Annotated in this window: 13 protein-coding genes; 11 read left to right on the top strand and 2 right to left on the bottom strand. The window is 67.8% G+C overall.

Annotation, left to right across the window (positions count from 1 at the left end):
• Positions 1-133: 133 nt before the first annotated feature.
• Positions 134-1678: a methyl-accepting chemotaxis protein gene (locus FHT38_RS25660; RefSeq protein WP_183492292.1), complete on the bottom strand. Its 1545-nt coding sequence runs from the start codon at positions 1676-1678 to the stop codon at positions 134-136.
• A gap of 216 nt (positions 1679-1894) precedes the next feature.
• Positions 1895-2269 (bottom strand): 2Fe-2S iron-sulfur cluster-binding protein, encoded by a 375-nt coding sequence (locus FHT38_RS15475; protein ID WP_183492291.1) that lies wholly within the window; start codon positions 2267-2269, stop codon positions 1895-1897.
• A gap of 33 nt (positions 2270-2302) precedes the next feature.
• Between FHT38_RS15475 and FHT38_RS15470 the strand changes: the two genes are divergently transcribed.
• The 11 genes from FHT38_RS15470 (at position 2303) to FHT38_RS15420 (ending at position 16241) form a co-directional block, all read left to right on the top strand.
• The gene (locus FHT38_RS15470; RefSeq protein ID WP_183492290.1) at positions 2303-4234 is read left to right on the top strand and encodes a M3 family metallopeptidase; all 1932 of its coding nucleotides are present in this window, start codon (positions 2303-2305) and stop codon (positions 4232-4234) included.
• A 7-nt stretch (positions 4235-4241) separates the two neighbouring features.
• On the top strand, positions 4242-4778 hold the full coding sequence (locus FHT38_RS15465) for a M48 family metallopeptidase (RefSeq protein ID WP_254783599.1): 537 nt from the start codon (positions 4242-4244) through the stop codon (positions 4776-4778).
• A 127-nt stretch (positions 4779-4905) separates the two neighbouring features.
• Positions 4906-6021 (top strand): tRNA-dihydrouridine synthase, encoded by a 1116-nt coding sequence (locus FHT38_RS15460; RefSeq protein ID WP_255488701.1) that lies wholly within the window; start codon positions 4906-4908, stop codon positions 6019-6021.
• Positions 6018-8306: an alpha/beta fold hydrolase gene (locus FHT38_RS15455; RefSeq protein ID WP_183492289.1), complete on the top strand. Its 2289-nt coding sequence runs from the start codon at positions 6018-6020 to the stop codon at positions 8304-8306. Before FHT38_RS15460 ends, FHT38_RS15455 begins: the two co-directional genes overlap by 4 nt.
• A 46-nt stretch (positions 8307-8352) precedes the next feature.
• A complete protein-coding gene (locus tag FHT38_RS15450; RefSeq protein ID WP_183492288.1) occupies positions 8353-8697 on the top strand; it encodes a translation initiation factor Sui1 in 345 nt (114 codons plus the stop codon).
• Positions 8698-8895: 198 nt separating this feature from the next.
• Positions 8896-11091, top strand: coding sequence for a type I secretion system permease/ATPase (locus FHT38_RS15445; RefSeq protein ID WP_183492514.1), 2196 nt, complete (start codon positions 8896-8898; stop codon positions 11089-11091).
• A complete protein-coding gene (locus FHT38_RS15440) occupies positions 11088-12548 on the top strand; it encodes an HlyD family type I secretion periplasmic adaptor subunit (RefSeq protein WP_183492287.1) in 1461 nt (486 codons plus the stop codon). The genes FHT38_RS15445 and FHT38_RS15440 overlap by 4 nt, the downstream gene beginning before the upstream one ends.
• On the top strand, positions 12548-13831 hold the full coding sequence (locus FHT38_RS15435; protein WP_183492286.1) for a glycosyltransferase family 4 protein: 1284 nt from the start codon (positions 12548-12550) through the stop codon (positions 13829-13831). The genes FHT38_RS15440 and FHT38_RS15435 overlap by 1 nt, the downstream gene beginning before the upstream one ends.
• The gene (locus FHT38_RS15430; RefSeq protein ID WP_183492285.1) at positions 13828-14631 is read left to right on the top strand and encodes a hypothetical protein; all 804 of its coding nucleotides are present in this window, start codon (positions 13828-13830) and stop codon (positions 14629-14631) included. The genes FHT38_RS15435 and FHT38_RS15430 overlap by 4 nt, the downstream gene beginning before the upstream one ends.
• Positions 14632-14662: 31 nt before the next feature.
• On the top strand, positions 14663-15121 hold the full coding sequence (locus FHT38_RS15425) for a hypothetical protein (RefSeq protein WP_183492284.1): 459 nt from the start codon (positions 14663-14665) through the stop codon (positions 15119-15121).
• 265 nt (positions 15122-15386) lie between these two features.
• On the top strand, positions 15387-16241 hold the full coding sequence (locus FHT38_RS15420) for a hypothetical protein (RefSeq protein ID WP_183492283.1): 855 nt from the start codon (positions 15387-15389) through the stop codon (positions 16239-16241).
• Positions 16242-16251 lie beyond the last annotated feature (10 nt).

Below are 16251 nucleotides of genomic sequence, written 5' to 3'. Positions count from 1 at the left end.
GAGGAGGATGCTCCCGGGCGGCGCGCTGCCACTGGCTCCCTCGCCCGCTTGCGGGAGAGATGCGCTGGCCGGTATGGCTCCCTCGCCCGCTCGCGGGAGAGGGCGGGGGGTGAGGGCCAGCGGCCGTGCCCGGTCAGCCCAGCCTGAAGCTCGCCACCGCGTCGACCAACTGCGCAGACTGGTCCTTCAGCGACTCCGCCGCCGCGGCCGATTCCTCGACCAGCGCCGCGTTCTGCTGCGTCATCTGGTCGAGCTGGCGCACGGCCTGGCCGATCTCGCCCAGCGTCAGCGACTGCGCCGCGCTGGAGGCCGAGATCTCGCCGATGATGCGCGTCACGCGCTCGACGCTGCTGACGATCTCGCGCATCGTCGAGCCGGTCTCGCCGACCAGGCGGGAGCCGCCGTCGACGCGTTCGACCGAGGCCGAGATCAGCGACTTGATCTCCTTGGCCGCCTCCGCGCTGCGACGGGCCAGCGAGCGCACCTCGCCGGCCACCACCGCGAAACCGCGCCCCTGCTCGCCCGCGCGCGCGGCCTCGACCGCGGCATTGAGGGCCAGGATGTTGGTCTGGAACGCGATGCCGTCGATGACGCCGATGATGTCGGCGATCTTGTTGGACGACTGCTGGATCTCGTTCATCGTCGCCACGACCTGCTCCACCATCGCGCCGCCGCGGCCGGCGACCTGGGAGGCGGTCTGCGCGAGCGCATCGGCCTCGCGGGCGGACTCGGCATTGAGCTTCACGCCCTCGCCGAGCTGCGCCATCGCGGCGCCGGTTTCCTCCAGGCTGCTGGCGGCCTGCTCGGTCCGGTTGGACAGGTCGGCGTTGCCGGTGGCGATCTCGGACGACGCGTGGCGGACCTGGTCCGCGGCGGAGCGCACGCCGGCGATCGTGTCGGCCAGCCGGCGCTGCATCTCCTGCAGCGAGCGGCGCAGCGTGGCGACCTCGTCGGTGCCGTCGACCTCGCCGCCCCGGCGGCTCAGGTCGCCGTCGGCGATGGCGCGGCTCAGCGCCTGGGCCTGGGCCAGCGGCTCGGTCACCGAGCGCGTGATCACCAGCGCGATGCCCACGCCCAGCGCGATCGCCACCACCATCAGCGTGACGACCAGTTGGCGGGTGCTCGTCGCTTCGGCCTGCGCCTCCTTGCGGGCGTCCTGCAGCAGGTCGCGGGTGTGCTCGGCGAACTTGTCGATCGCCGCGAGGTAGTCGTTCATCGCCGGGATCAGCTGCGTCGCGGCCACCGGCTTGACGTCCTCGCCGCCTTCCTTGGCCTTGACCGTGGCATCGCGCGCGTCCTGGTACTTCTTGCGCGCCGCGCCGATCTCGTCGATCAGCTTGCTGCCCACCGGGTCGGTGACGTTCTCGTCGAGCTCCTTCTGGATCTTGTCGATGCGCGCCGACAGCTCCTTGGAGCGCGCGGTGAAGGCCTTGACGAAGGTCTCGTCATCGACGACCAGCTGCACGATGCGGCGCTGGATGTTGCCTTCGGTCAGGCCGGACCACTGGCGCGACAGCTCCAGCGCGTGCATGTCGACCTCGACCAGGCGCTCGATGCGCTGGTGCAGCATCGACACGCGGATCACCCCCACCGCCGAGGCCACCGCCATCAGCACGATCACCAGCGCGAAGCCGGCCAGCACGCGGCTGCGCAGCCGCCATCGATTCAAGTTCAGCATTCGGAGGTCCTTCTTCTGCGCGCCCCGACCGGCCCCCTGGGCGCGGTGATGGCGTCGTGGTGTTTCCGTGAGACGGACGCGATGCTGCCTTGTCAGGGTTGCCCCTGATCGATGGATATGCGGGGTGTCGCGTGAACAAAAGCGCGGAACCGGCGGCCGCGCGGGGGGGTGTCGGGTTTTCGCGTCGGCGCGCCCCGGCGATGCGTGCGAGGGGCGTCACCCGCGGGCGCTGGGCGGCGCCGGAACCTCGAACAGGTTGATCGCCTGCGGCTGGTCCAGCACCAGGTCCGAGCGCGCGCAGGCGACGCAGGGCAGGATCCAGCCCTCGTCCTTCTCCTCGCGGGACAGGCCGGGCCAGTCGATGCGGTAGTCGATGCGCCCCGTCACCAGCCGGGCGATGCAGGCGCGGCAGGTGCCGTTGCGGCAGGAATGCGGCAGGCGCAGGCCGTGGTCCAGCGCGGCCAGCAGCAGGGTCTGGTCCTCGGGCGCGTCGAAGCGCCAGCCCTGGGGCTGGAGCTCGACGGCGTGAACGGCCGGCGCGGTCTCGGGGCGGTCGCCGGAGTCCCCGGCGGCATCAGGGGCGTGACTCATGGGCGCCATGATGCCCTGCGCTAAGCTGCGCCGATGCCCGACATCTCGCTCCCCACGCCGGCCGTGCAGGCCGCCCAGGCCTTCTTCGACCAGCTCAACCACGACTACGTCGCGGTGCACAAGCGCAAGGAAGACCTGTTCTGGGCCACCTACATGGCCACCAGCGACGACCACGAAGGCTTCGGCCGCGCGGAGACCGACTACAAGGCCTTCATCGCCGACCCCGACCGCCTGGCCGCCACGCGCGCGCACCTGGCCGCGGTCGACGCGGCGATCGAGGCGACGCCCGCCACCGACGCGGTGAAGGCGCTGGCGCATGGCCTGCGGGGCTGGCTGGGCGTGTTCGAGGCCAACATCATCGACAACGACGAGGGCCGGCGCCTGATGGCCGAGCTGATCGAGGCCGAGCGCCTGCTCTTCGCCCGGCGCAAGGACTTCGCGCCGACCCATGTCAACGACCGCGGCGAGACCGAGGCCGCGACGCTGACCATGCTGTCGACCAACGCGTCGACCAATCCCGACGAGTCGCGCCGGCGCAGCTCCTACGACGGGCTGGCGGCAGTGGAGCGCTGGGTGCTGGACAACGGCTTCCTGGAGATCGTCGCGCTGCGCAACCGGCTGGCCCGCGCGCTGGGCTTCAGCGACTACTTCGAGATGAAGCTGCGCAAGAACGAGCGCATGACCAAGGCGGAGCTGTTCGGCATCCTGGACGACTTCGTCGCGCGGACCGAGGCCGCGCAGCGGCGCGCGCTCGATGCGCTGGTGGCGCGCCATGGCGCCTCGGCGCTGGAGCCCTGGAACCTGCGCTTCCACAGCGCCGGCGACGTGACCCGGCGCCTGGACCCCTACCTGCCGTTCGGCCCGGCGCTGCGCCGCTGGGTGCAGAGCTTCCGCCGGCTGGGCATCCAGTACCGCGGCGCGACCCTGCGGCTGGACCTGCTGCAGCGGCCGGGCAAGTACCAGAACGGCTTCTGCCATGGCCCGCTGCCGACCTGGTTCGACGAGCAGGGCCGCTGGCACGCCGGCGAGATCAACTTCACCGCCGAGGCCAAGCCCGACCAGATCGGCAGCGGCGCGCGCGGGCTGGTGACGCTGTTCCACGAAGGCGGCCATGCGGCGCACTTCGCCAACGTGACGCAGAACGCGCCGTGCTTCTCGCAGGAGTTCGCGCCGACCTCGATGGCCTATGCCGAGACGCAGTCGATGTTCTGCGACAGCCTGCTGGGCGACGCGGACTGGCTCAAGCGCTACGCGCGCACCGTCGACGGCGCGACGATCCCCGACGAGCTGATCCGCGAGCGCATCGCCGCGACGCAGCCGATGCGCGCCTTCGACGAGCGCGCCATCGCGGTGGTGGCCTACTTCGAGGCGGCGCTGTACGCGATGCCCGATGCCGAGCGCACGCCCGAGGCGGTGCTGGCGCTGGCGCGCGCGATGGAGCGGCGCATCCAGGGCGTGGACCGGGCGCCGCGGCCGATCCTGGCGATCCCGCACCTGCTCAACCAGGAGTCCGCCGCGTCCTACCAGGGCTACCTGCTCGCGCATATGGCCGTCTACCAGACGCGCGCCTTCTTCCTGCGCCGCGACGGCTACCTGACCGACAACCCCGCGATCGGCCCCGCGCTGGCCGAGGCCTACTGGGCGCCGGGCAACAGCCTCAGCCATGACCAGACGCTGCGGCGGCTGACCGGCGAGGGCTTCTCGGCGCGCTACCTGGCCCAGGCCTGCGACGAGACGGTGGAGCAGGCGTGGGCGACCGCGCTCGACCAGCTGGAAGCGGCCGAGCGCCGAGGCGCGCGCACCGACGACGGCCCGCCGCTGCAAGCGCGGGTGATGGTGGTCCACGGCGCGGAGCTGCTGGCCGACAACGGCGATGGCGGCGACGCGGCGGAGCGCGCGATGTTCGAGCGCTTCGAGCAGTGGATCGGCGCGCACTACGGCGCGCCGGCCGCGGCGCTGCAGTGACGGCGCGGTGAAGTACCTGCAGGGTTATTCGCCGGCGCTGGTGGCGCAGGCGCGGCAGTTGCTGGACGCGGGCGAACTTGGCCCGCTGCTGGCGCGCAAGTATCCGGAGCCGCATGAGGTCCGCAGCGACAAGGCGCTGTTCGACTACACGCAGGCGCTGAAGCAGCGCTTCATGCGCAACGCCGGGCCGCTGGCGCTGGTGGCCTACGACGCCCGGCTCAAGGTCATCCAGCATGCGCTGGGCACGCACACGCGCCAGGCGGTGGTGCAGGGCAACCGGCTCAAGACGCGCCGCGAGATCCGTGTGGCGACGCTGTTCCGCGAGGCGCCGGCGGAGTTCCTGCGGATGATCGTCGTGCACGAGCTGGCGCATCTGAAGGAGCTCGAGCACGACAAGGCCTTCTACGCGCTGTGCCACCACATGGAGCCGGGCTACGCGCAGCTGGAATTCGACGTGCGGCTGTGGCTGAGCGTACGCGACCACGACGAGGCGCTGGCCAAGCGCGGGAAGACCGGCACCGGCGGCGACGCGGACGGCCCGTGACGTCCGCCCCGGTGGGCGCTCCCGCGCGGCCGCGCCGAGGCCCTGGAACAGGCGCTTCCGCTATGCTCTCGGCCTTTCCAGACCCCGGTCCGCGGCGCCACGAGCACGGCGGATCCCCTCGCTTCCCATGATTCTGCTGGCGCCCATGGAGGGCTTGCTGGACCACATGCTGCGCGACACGCTGACCCGTGTCGGCGGCGTGGACCGCTGCGTCTCCGAGTTCATCCGCGTCACCGATCAGGTGCTGCCGCGCCGCGTGTTCACGCGCATCGTGCCCGAGCTGCTGAACGGCGGGCGCACGCGCGCCGGCGTGCCGGTGCGGGCGCAGCTGCTGGGCTCCGATCCGCAGTGCCTGGCCGAGAACGCCGCGCGGCTGGCCGAGCTGGATCCGGAAGGCATCGACCTGAACTTCGGCTGCCCCGCCAAGACGGTGAACCGTCATCGCGGCGGCGCGGTGCTGCTGGACGAGCCCGAACTCGTCGGCGAGATCGTCGCCGCGGTGCGTCGCGCGGTGCCGGCGCATCTGCCGGTGTCGGCCAAGATGCGGCTCGGCAACGAGGATCGCGAGCGCATGCTCGACTGCGCCCGCGCCATCGAGGCGGCCGGCGCGTCGGAACTGGTCGTCCACGGCCGCACCAAGCGCGACGGCTACAAGCCGCCCGCCTACTGGGACCAGATCGCCGTCGTGCGCGAGGCCGTCGCGATCGACGTCGTCGCCAACGGCGAGGTGTGGACCGTCGAGGACGCGCTGCGCTGCCTGCGCGAATCGGGGTGCCATTCGCTGATGCTCGGTCGCGGCATGGTGGCCGATCCGGGCCTGGCGCTGGCGCTGCGCGCCGCGCTCGGGACCAGCGCGGCCGGAACGTCCAGCGTGGAGGGCGCCGCGACGGCCGGCGCGCTGCCGTGGGCCGAGATGCTGCCGCTGATGGCGGGTTTCTTCGCGCAGGTGCGCCGCAAGGTCGCGACGCGCCACCAGGCCGGCCGGCTCAAGCAGTGGCTGCACTACCTGCGCCGCCGCTATCCCGAGGCCGAGGACACCTACCAGCGCGTGCGCACGATCAACGCGCCGGATCTGCTGGCGCTGACGCTCTTCGGCGACGCGCTCGATCCCCAGGCACCGCCCGAGGGCGGCGACGAGGACGACCTGGTCGACGCCTCCACTGCCTGCGAGGCCGACGACGCGCTCGACCGTCCCACCGATTCCGATCAACGACAAGACAGCGACACGCTGATCGCCGCATGACCGCTTCCCTGCTGACCACGCGCCTGCTGGCGCTCGCCGCCGCATTGGCGCCGGTGTTCGCCGATGCCGCCTCCACCGCGCCCGCCGCGACGGCGAAGGACAAGGGCGTCACGCCGCTCACGCTCGAACGCGTCTTCGGCGATCCGCCGCTGCAGGGCCGGCTGGTGCGCCAGGCCGAGATCTCGCCCGATGGCGCCTGGGTCAGCTACCTGCGTCCCTCGGAGACCGACAGCGACCAGCTCGAGCTGTGGGCGCAGCCGACGGCCGGCGGCGCGCCGCGCAAGCTGGTGTCGGCGGCGGAGGTGCTGGGCGGGCGCAGCCAGCAGCTGACCGAGGCGGAGCGCATGGCGCTGGAGCGCAAGCGCATCTCGCAGGGCGGCATCACCGGTTACCAGTGGTGCGGGCCGTCGGGCAAGGCGCTGCTGTTCCCGCTGTCGGGCGACCTGTACCTGGTGCGCCTCACCGACCAGGGACCGAAGGCCCAGCGCCTGACGGCCGACGAGCAGGTGCCGGAGCAGGACCCCACCTGCTCGCCCGACGGCAGCCGCATCGCCTACGTCAAGGGCGGCGAGCTGTGGGTGCAGCCGCTGGATGGCGGCGACGCGCGCGCGCTGACGAAGGGCGCGACCGAGACCCGCTTCTGGGGCCTGGCCGAGTTCATCGCGGCGGAGGAGTTGAGCCGCCAGCGCGGCTACTGGTGGTCGCCGGACGGGAAGCAGCTGCTGGCGCTGAACGTCGACGAAAGCGCGGTGCCGGTGAAGACACGGGCGCAGATCTTCGCCGACCGGACGACGATGACGCAGCAGCGCTACCCCGGCGCCGGCGAGCACAACGCCCGCGTGACCGCATGGACGCTGCAGGTGGCGGACGGTCGCATGACGCCGCTGCCGCTGCCGATGGACGCGGAATACGTGGCGCGGGCCGGCTGGTTCGGCGACGGCACGCCGTGGCTGCAGACGCTCACGCGCGACCAGCGCAAGCTGGCGCTGACCGAATACGCCAACAGTGCCGGCCCCGGCCGCACGGTGATCGATGAGCGCGATCCGGCCTGGGTCGAGGTCCACGACGACCTGCTGGAGATCGACGGCCTGACGCTGTCCGGCCAGCCGGCGCTGCTGTGGTCGAGCGAGGCTTCCGGCCGCCGCCAGCTGGTGCTGGTGGACCGCCGCACCGGCGAGCGCCGCCCGCTGACGAACGAGCCCGAGCCGGTCGCGCACCGCGTGTGCAGCGACGGCAAGACGGTGGTCTACGCGGCGGCCCGCGACCGGGGCCGCTCGCGCGAGCTGTTCGCGATCGACCTGGACGGCACGCGCCGCGCGCTGGACGGCGCCCAGCCACGCCAGTGGCGCGATGCGCGCGGCGACGGCGCCTGCGGCCAGCTGCTGGTCACGCGCGGCGCCTGGGGTGAGCCGCCGGCGCTGTCGCTGCAGGCGGTGCGGCCCGGCGCGCAGCCGGTGGCGCTGCCGGGCGACGCGCCGGATCCGCTGCTGACGCGCATCGTGCCGGCGCCCCAGGTGGTGGACATCACCGCCGCCGACGGACGCACGCCGCTGAACGCGCTGTACTTCGCGCCGCTGGACGGCCGGGCCGGTCCGCACCCGGTGATCGCGATGGCCTACGGCGGCCCGGGCACCTCCACGACCAACTGGAACTGGAATCGCGACACGGCGCTGATCGCCTATTGGCAGCGTCGCGGCTACGGCGTGTTCACGCTGGACACGCGCGGCATGCAGAACCGCGACCGCGAGTTCACGCGCGCGCACCGGCATGCGTTCGGCGAGGTGGACGTCGGCGACCTGTTCGCGGCGGTGCGCCAGCTGCCGAAGCAGGTGGCGGGCGTGGATGCGAAGCGGATCGGCTTCTTCGGCTGGTCCTACGGCGGCTTCCTGGCCGAGCGCGCGATGCTGGACGCCGACACGCCGCTGGCGGCGGCGGTGGCGGTCGCGCCGCCGACCGACTGGACGCTCTACGACACCGCCTACACCGAGCGCTACCTGGGCATGCCGCAGGACGGCAAGGGCGGCCAGACGGCGCCGTACCGGCAGGCCAACCTGGTGGACCGCGCGAAGCTGCTGACCAAGCCGCTGCTGATCGTGCACGGCACGGCGGACGACAACGTGCTGTTCGAGCACACGCTGCGCCTGACCGAGGCGCTGCAGAACGAGGCGCGGCCCTTCGAGCTGATGATCTATCCGGGCAAGGCGCACGGCATCGCCGGTCGCAGCGCGAAGCTGCACCTGTACCGGACGATCGACGCCTTCTTCGCGCGCACGCTGGCGCGCTGAGCGCTGGGGCGGAACAGGGCAACGGACAAGGACTTGGGAGCAGGCGATGGCGCTGGTCTATTCAACGGAGAGCGGGCGGGTCTGCCCGCAATGCCGGCAGGCGCAGGCGGACTGCCGCTGCAAGGCGCAGTCGGCCTCGGCCGTGCTGGGCGACGGCAAGGTGCGGGTGCGACGCGAGACGGCAGGCCGCAAGGGCAAGGGCGTGACGGTGGTGCTGGGCTTGCCGATGACGGCGGCGGAGCTGACCGAGACGGCGAAGAAGCTCAAGGCGGCGTGCGGCAGCGGCGGCACCGTCAAGGACGGCACGATCGAGATCCAGGGGGATCACCTGGAGAAGGTGATGGCCTGGCTGACGCAGGCGGGGTTCGCGCCGAAGAAGGCGGGTGGTTAGGCCTCCCATCACCGATTCCTAACTACGCTGCGCGCCAGGCGACCGGAGAAGACGTTTTGAAGTCACACCCCTTTTTGGTGGGGTGGGCAACACATCACCACCTAACTTAACCTTTTAGTAATACAAATTTGAGCCGCCATAGACGGCAGCTAAAGGGTGGGAGTGATGTCGGGAATGACGGGCGCGCAAGACGCCTTGATGGGAGGGCGCGGGCCCGAGGAACCGCGCAAAGAAGTGGTCCCAAGCCAGCAGCCCGCCGAAGCCCGAGATGGCGCTTTGGCGGCGCTGGCGATCGTGGCCCGCCTGCACCATGTGGCGGCCGACGTGCCGTCGCTGCGTCACAGCCTGGGGTTGGGCGCAACGGATACCCCCTCGATGCGGGACCTGCTGCTCGCCGCCAAGCGGCTGGGGCTCAAGGCCAAGCCATCGCGTACCACGATCGACCGCCTGACGCTGGCCGCGCTGCCCGCGCTGGCGACACTGCGGGACGGCCGCACCGTGGTGCTGGCGCAATGCGACGGCAAGCGGGTGCTGTTCATGGACCCCAGCGGCGATGAGGCGTCGGCGCGCCCCACGATCGAGCCCATCGAGACCTTCGCCGCCGAATGGACCGGCGAACTGATCCTGATCACCAGCCGAGCAAGCCTTGCCGGCGAACTCGCCAAGTTCGACTTCTCCTGGTTCATCCCCAGCATCGTGAAGCACCGGCGGCTGCTGGGCGAGGTGCTGACGATCTCGCTGTTCCTGCAGCTGTTCGCGCTGGTCAGCCCGCTGTTCTTCCAGGTCGTGATGGACAAGGTGCTGGTGCACCGGGGCCTGACCACGCTGGACGTGCTGGTCATCGGGCTGGTAGTGATCATGCTGTTCGAGAGCGCGCTCAACATCCTGCGCTCCTACGTCTTCAGCCACACCACGAGCCGCATCGACGTGGAGCTGGGCTCGCGGCTGTTCCGCCACCTGCTGAGCTTGCCGCTGGCCTACTTCCAGGCGCGGCGCGTGGGTGACTCGGTGGCCCGCGTGCGCGAGCTCGAGAACATCCGACAGTTCCTCACCGGCAACGCGCTCACGCTGGTGCTGGACGTGCTGTTCTCGGTGATCTTCATCGCGGTGATGTTCAGCTACAGCGCGACGCTGACGCTGATCGTGCTGATCTCGCTGCCGCTGTACCTGATCCTGAGCCTGTCGATCGTGCCGGTGCTGCGAGGCCGGCTCAACGAGAAGTTCGCTCGCGGCGCCGAGAACCAGAGCCTGCTGGTGGAGACAGTCACCGGCATCCAGACCGTCAAGGCCAGCGCGCTGGAGCCGCAGATGGCGCGCAAGTGGGATGAGCAGCTGGCCGCCTACGTGTCGGCGTCATTCCGCACACAGACGCTGGCCCAGTACGGCAACGAGGGCATCAACCTCATCGGCAAGCTGGTCAACGCGGCCACGCTGTGGTGGGGCGCGCAGCTCGTCATCGAAGGCCACTTGAGCGTGGGCCAGTTCATCGCGTTCAACATGTTCGCCGGCCGCGTCGCGCAGCCGATCATGCGCATCGCGCAGATGTGGACGGACTTCCAGCAGACCGGCATCTCGATGGCGCGCTTGGGCGACGTGCTCAACACCCGCACCGAACTGCGGCCGCAAAGCGCCGGCGCGATGCCGCGCGTGCGCGGCGACGTGACGCTGGAGAACGTCACCTTCCGCTACCGCCCCGACGCGCAGCCGGTGCTGCACGGCGTGGACCTGGCGGTGAGCGCGGGCGAGGTGATCGGCATCGTGGGCCGCAGCGGCTCGGGCAAGAGCACGCTGACCAAGCTGCTGCAGCGGCTGTACGTGCCGGAGTCGGGTCGGGTGCTGGTCGACGGCCAGGACATCGCCATGGCCGATGCGACGCAGCTGCGCCGCCAGGTCGGTGTCGTCTTGCAGGAGAACATGCTGTTCAACCGATCGGTGCGGGAGAACATTGCCATCGCTGATCCGGCAGCGCCGATCGAGGCGGTGATCCACGCAGCCAAGCTGGCCGGGGCGCACGACTTCATCGCCGAGCTGCCCGAGGGCTACGACACGGTGGTGGGCGAGCAGGGCACGGGGCTGTCGGGCGGACAGCGCCAGCGCATCGCGATCGCGCGGGCGCTGTTCGGGCAGCCGCGCATCCTGATCTTCGACGAGGCCACCAGCGCGCTGGATTACGAGAGCGAGGCCATCATCCAGAAGAACATGCGCGCGATCTGTCAGGGGCGGACGGTGTTCATCATTGCCCACCGGCTGAGCGCGGTGCGGCATGCCCACCGGATCATCGCGATGGAGAAGGGCCGCATCGCGGAGATGGGCAGCCATGAGGAACTGATCGCCAAGCCTCAGGGGCTTTATGCGCATCTGTGGCGCATGCAGGGCGAAGGAGGCTCGGAATGAGCGCGGCACCGATCGATGCGACGACGGCGCCCGAGGCGCCGCGTCATCCGGCGCGCGAGCTGCTCGCACGATATGCCGCCGTGTTCAAGGCCGCGTGGGAGCGGCGCGAGGAGCTCGCCGGGCCTAGGCGCATGGCCGACGAGCGCGCCTTCCTGCCCGCGGCGCTGGAGCTGCAGGAGACGCCGCCGCATCCGGCGCCCAGGAGAGCGGCGATAGCGATCTGCGCGCTGTTCCTGATCGCGCTGACCTGGGCGATGCTCGGGCAGATCGACATCGTGGCGGTGGCGCAGGGGCGGATCATCGTCAGCGACCGCAGCAAGACCATCCAGCCGCTGGAGACCAGCGTGGTGCGGGAGGTCTTCGTCAAGGACGGGGACAAGGTGAAGGTGGGGCAGTTGCTGATCGCGCTGGACTCGACGATGACGGAGGCGGACAGCCACCGCGTCGAGAAGGAGCGCGTGGCGGCGTTGTCGGAAGTGCTGCGGGCGCGGGCGCTGCTGCAGTCGCTGACGGGCGGCGGGATGCCGCTGCTGACCACCGAGGCAGTGAAGACGATGCCGCGCGAGGACGCGGACAGCGCGCGCTTCCAGCTGCAGAGCGAGTGGGCGGACATCTCGGCCAAGCTGGCGAAGCTGCAGGCGGAGCTGGAGCGGCGCGAGGCGGAGATCGCCACGGCGAAGCAGCTCGTCGAGAAACTGCAGAGCACGGTGCCGATGGCGCAGCAGCGCGAGCGCGACTACAAGGCGCTGAGCGATCAGGGCTTCGTGGCGGGGCACGCGGGGCAGGACCGCACGCGAGAGCGAGTGGAGCAGGAGAAGGACCTGGCGATGGCGCTGGCGCGCCAGCGCGAGGCGCAGGCGGCGCTGGCGGAGTCGCGCGGCTCGGCGGCGTCGTACCGGGCAGAGACGCTGAGAACGCTAAGGGATCGCGAGGCGCAAGCAGATCTGAAGCTCAAGCAGCTGGCCGAGGAAGGTGCCAAGGCCAACAAGCGCAATCAGCTGACGAAGTTGACCGCGCCGGTGGACGGGACCGTGCAGCAGCTGGCGGTGCACACGGCCGGCGGCGTTGTGACCGAGGCGCAGGTGCTGCTGGTACTGGTGCCCGATGAGGCCGAGGTGACCGCGGAGGTCGTGCTCGAGAACAAGGACATCGGCTTCGTGCGCGCAGGGCAGGAGGCAGAGATCAAGCTCGAGACCTTCCCGTACACGCGCTACGGCACGGTGCCGGCGACGGTGAAGAGCGTGACTGCGGATGCGGTGAACGACGAGAAGCGCGGGGCGATCTTCCCGGTGACGCTGGTGCTGGGGGAAGGGGCCATCGATGTCGATGGCAAGCCGGTGCGGCTGACGCCGGGGATGAATGTCACGGCGGAGGTGAAGACCGGACGACGGCGCGTCATCGAGTACCTGTTCAACCCGGTGCAGGAGCACGTGCAGGAAAGCCTGAGGGAGCGGTGATGCGGGTGCTGATCGTTCATCAGAACTTTCCGGGGCAGTTCCGGCATGTGGCCAAGGCGTGGTCGCAGCGGCCGGGCTGGCAGGTCGTGGGCATCGGCCGGGAGACCGCGCCGGGGATGCCGGAGCTTGAGCGCAGCGGGCGGCTCACGCTGATCCGCTACAAGCCGCATCGCGAGGTGGGCAAGGAGCAGCACCACTACCTGCGACGCATGGAGGAGGCCGTGCTGCATGGGCAGGCCGTGGCGCGCGTGATGCTCAAGCTCAAGGCGCGGGGCTTCACGCCGGACGTGATCCTGGCGCATCCGGGCTGGGGCGAGACGCTCAACGCGAAGGACGTGTTCCCGGACGCGCGGCTCGTGCACTTCTGCGAGTGGTTCTACAACGCGCCGGCGCAAGGGAATGGGCTGAGCCCGGATTGGCAGGGCGCGGACATCGGCTTCGATCCGGAATTCCCGGCGAGCTTCGACGACCGGGCGCGCATCCGGGCGTGGAATGCGCTGCATCTGCTGAACCTGGAGAACTGCGATGCGGCGATCAGCCCGACGCAGTGGCAGAAGGCGCAGCATCCGAAGGCGTACCTCGACAAGATCGTGGTGGGGCACGAGGGGATCGATCTCGACGGATTGGGGCCGGATTCGCAGGCGCGGATGACGATGCCGAACGGCGCGGTGCTCAAGGAAGGCGATCCGGTGATCACGTACGTGGCGCGGAACCTGGAGCCGTATCGAGGCTTCCATCGGTTCATGCGGGCGCTGCCGGAGATCCAGAAGCAGCACAAGACATGCCACGCGGTGATCGTCGGGGGAGATGACGTCAGCTATGGGCGGGCCCCGGGCGGGGGCAAGACCTGGCGTCAGGCGATGTTGGAGGAGGTCGGGGAGAAGCTCGATCCTGCGCGCACGCACTTCCTCGGGAAGTTGCCGTATGCGGACTACAAGCGGGTGCTGCAGCTGTCAGCGGCGCATCTGTATCTGACCTATCCGTTCGTGCTGAGCTGGTCGATGTTGGAAGCGATGGCGACCGGGTGCGTGGTGGTTGGATCGGATACGGCGCCGGTCAGGGAAGTCATCGAAGACGACGTGAACGGGCGGCTGGTCGGGATGTTTAATGCCGAGCAGTTGGTGGGGCGGACGGTTGAGACCTTGGAGTTGGCACCGCATCAGCGAGAACGTCTGAGCCAAGCGGCGACACAGCGCGCGTCGGCATTTGGGACCGGTAAGGGGACGGAGGCGCTGGAAGCGCTGTGTATGGGCGAAGGCTTGGCCGAGAGGAGACGAGCATGAAGTCGATCTACTTGGCTGGCCTCGTCAGCTTGGTGTTGCTGGTCGCTTGCGGCGGGTCGCCTGCGAGGCGGGACGCCTTGGATGCACAGCAGGCGCAACGGCAGCGCGCAATGGCGATGTGGAAGTCACGTTGCGAGAAATCGGGCGTCTTCATCTACAAAACCATTGAAAACGTCGAAGGAATTTATCTGATCAACGTGCGACGCCGATCCAACTTCGGGGAATCGCAAGAGGACCAGTTCGCGCTGGACGATCCCTATGGATATGACTCCGTGGGCGATAACTACATGAAGAGTTTCCTGCGTGGGGCTCACCCACGCGCACCGGATGGAGGGGCCCCATTTCCGGATGCTCCGCGTAACGGTTTCTCCTATGTGGAGGCGATTGATCCCAAGGATGGGCAGCTGTATCGATATTCGGGCCTTGCCAGCAATTCTCCTGGGGCCCCCACTCGTATTGACTTGGTGAAACGTCCGATCCACAAACGTACCGCGCGCTTTGGCGTTGAGTTCAGGGACATCTCGACGCGCGAAGAGCGCGATTTATGGATCGCGGGAAGCTCGTTGCGGGTAATTGACCTCGATACAGCCGAGGTTCTCGGCGAACGCATTGGCTACATGATTGATCGAGCACAGGGGAGTCGAGCCGGAAATAGATTGCCGTGGCTATGGGCGGCCGATAACGCTTGTCCGGATTTCTTTCATGGGCTTCCAAGACGTTTGCCGGCCTCTGCGTCACAACCGGGGCAAACGCTGGATTTCGTTGAGCGGAGCTTGAAGGCCACAATCATCGAAGGTTGAGAAATCTGCTGGTTGCGAGAAGGGCGGGTATATGGGCTATAAACTTGAGCAGATGACGGAAGCCATATGGGTAAAAGTTGCGCGGCAATTGCCCGAGATGTGGCGAAATATCGCTGAGCGCCAAGGCTGGCCAAGCGTTGCGATTGACGGTGGCATCGCATTTAGTGAGGGGCGGAACAGCTGGTTATGTCGATCACCAGTTTTTATTCGCGACATCAGTTCTCGATGGTATTTCTTTCATTTTGAGAATGAAAGCTATTGCTTTCGGATTGAAAGCCCGTCGAGTCCACAGATTGAATTTGTACGTTGCAGCCCGCGTTTCGATATTTATGAACGACTGAAGAGTGCGCTTGCGAGCGCATTTGAAGAATATGGATTTTATGGCCTTCCGGCTGTCACATTGACCCGTCTGTCGCCGATATTTCCTGCCTTGATTGAGGAAGACGAGACGAGGAGCATGGTCTTCGGATCAGACGTGGCTCGTCGCTAAATTCCTATAGACCGGCGAGCGCTATGTACAAGCTTGATCGGCGCCGCTCCCCTTGGCTGTTTGCCGCCGACAACGCATGTCCGGATTTTGATCGCGATTTTCCGGATCCGTTAAGTAATCCTCCGTATAAGTCGAGGCGACAGGCATATCAGACGCTGCGCTTCGTTGAGAAGGTCTTGAAACCTCTTCTATAGTGATCTGCAAATTTCCACGACTCTAATTGGAGTTCCGAGTTGTGATAATTTTTTAAAAGATGGGTGTTGTGATGAATATTGACAATTCGTTCATGAGGAATGGCTTTCTTCGCTGGCGGCGTTCTATTGCCGCCGCTTCTGTCTTCTGCTTGCTCGCCGCCTGTGGTGCGCGCCCTGTTAAATCGGAATCTACCGATTACCAAGGCGGCCGGCAGGAGCGCGCTTTAGAAATGTGGAGGGAGCGTTGTCAGCAATCTGGCGAGTTCATTCATAGGGTGGTTGACGGTGTCGACGGCGTATTCCTTATTAATGTGCGAACGGCATTGAATCTCGCGGATCAATATGAAATGAATGATCCATATGGGCGCGATTTGACCGATGAAGGGTATATCCAGACGTTCCTGAGGGGCAGCTATGGTTATGGGAGAAAGGCCCCGCCTCCAGAGGGGTGGCCAGATTACAAGGGGTATTCATTCGTCGAGGCGGTTGATGCAAAAGACGGTCGGCTCTATCGCTATACCGGTCGGGTTGAGGAGCCTTGGCAGAATGACAAGAGCTATCTGAAGGGGTACTTAAGGTTTGTAGTTGACAAGGATCCGATTGCTGGTCGTACCGCCCGATATGGGATTCGGTTCGATGACATATCGACGCAGCAAGAGCGTGATAATTGGATTGCCGGGAGTTCTTTGAAGGTTATTGACCTGAAGGATGGTTCGGTGATTGCGGAACGAGTCGGATATATGGTCGATTGGGCGCAGGGAAGCAAAGCCGGTGGGCGATCCCCTTGGCTTTTTGCAGCGGACAACGCTTGTCCTGACTTTGATCGTGATTTTCCGAAATCAACTTGGACGCTGACTCACAAGAATAGAAATCAGCCACGCCAAACACAGCGATTTGTGGAGAAGGTGTTGCGGGTGCAGCCCTAAAGGAGGGAGT

Origin of the sequence: Mitsuaria sp. BK041, assembly GCF_014193085.1 — a bacterium.
Taxonomy (GTDB): domain Bacteria; phylum Pseudomonadota; class Gammaproteobacteria; order Burkholderiales; family Burkholderiaceae_C; genus Roseateles.
The sequence above is the reverse complement of the archived record's forward strand: the minus strand, read 5'-3'. Positions and strand labels throughout refer to the sequence as shown.